Annotated in this window: 1 protein-coding gene; it reads left to right on the top strand. The window is 43.7% G+C overall.

Annotated features, from left to right (window positions below; all coding sequences use genetic code 11):
- Positions 1–77 precede the first annotated feature (77 nt).
- A protein-coding gene (locus M3221_RS25395) for an IS3 family transposase (RefSeq protein ID WP_251274813.1) occupies positions 78–1,155 on the top strand; the annotation gives its coding sequence in 2 pieces (ribosomal slippage) (positions 78–327 and positions 327–1,155; 1,079 coding nt annotated over the 2 pieces). This gene is flagged as partial in the annotation.

The following is a 1,155-nucleotide window of genomic DNA, read 5'->3' on the forward strand; positions in this document are numbered from 1 at the left end:
TGGAGCGTCTACACTTATCTGGACAGAAAAATTAAGGTCACGTACACTTGACCTAAAACAGATGAGGAGCTCCAACTATGACAAAGCGAGAACGCCGCACATTCACGCCTGAGTTTAAAAAGCAAATGGTGCAGTTGTACCAGAATGGAAAAACGAAACGAGCCATTATTAAGGAATATGATCTGACTCCATCCTCTCTTGACCGGTGGATCAACCAGGATGAAACCTCCGGTTCTTTTAAAGAGAAAGACAACCGGTCTCTTGAACAGCAGGAGCTTTTAAAACTCCGCAAGGAAAATAAACAGCTATTAATGGAGAATGATATTTTAAAGCAAGCAGCGCTGATCATGGGACGAAAGTAAATGTCATCAAGCGAAACCAAGACAAATACTCGGTATCAGCAATGTGCAGCGTCCTAAAAATCTCACGTAGTACGTACTATTATGAGGCCAAGGAACGTCAGTCAGAAGACGATGTAACAGGCGCTGTCATAGAGATTTTTGAACAAAACCGAAGTGCCTACGGCACGCGCAAGATCAAAGTCGAACTGAACAGGCGTGGGTTTACGGTTTCCAGAAGACGTATTGGCCGTATCATGAAGGAACAAGGGCTTGTTTCTTCCTATACGGTGGCACAGTTCAAGCCGCAGAAAGCCCCCTGTAATGAGTCAGCTCAGGTAAACGAATTAAAACGTGAGTTTCAGCAGACAGAAGCGAAAAAAGTAGTCGTCAGTGATTTAACATACGTTAAAGTCAAAAACAAATGGCATTACGTATGTATCTTTGTCGACCTCTTTAACCGCGAAATCATTGGCTTCAGTACAGGACCAAACAAAGATGCGAACCTTGTCGCACGCGCTTTTTCTTCTATTCAAGGTGATCTGCGAGATATCCAGCTGTTCCACACCGACCGTGGCAGTGAGTTTAAAAATCAGCTCATCGATGAAACGTTAGCGGCCTTCCAGATTGGCCGTTCTTTAAGCATGAAAGGCTGTCCATATGATAATGCCGTGGCGGAAGCCACGTTTAAAATCATCAAAACAGAGTTTGTCAGCCAAATGAAATTTGATAGCCAGGAGCATCTTGCGCTTGAATTCAGTGACTATGTCAACTGGTTTAACAAGCTGCGTATTCATGGAACACTAGGCTATGTAAG

The organism is Domibacillus indicus (assembly GCF_023715895.1).
GTDB classification, from domain to species: Bacteria; Bacillota; Bacilli; order Bacillales; family Domibacillaceae; genus Domibacillus; species Domibacillus indicus_A.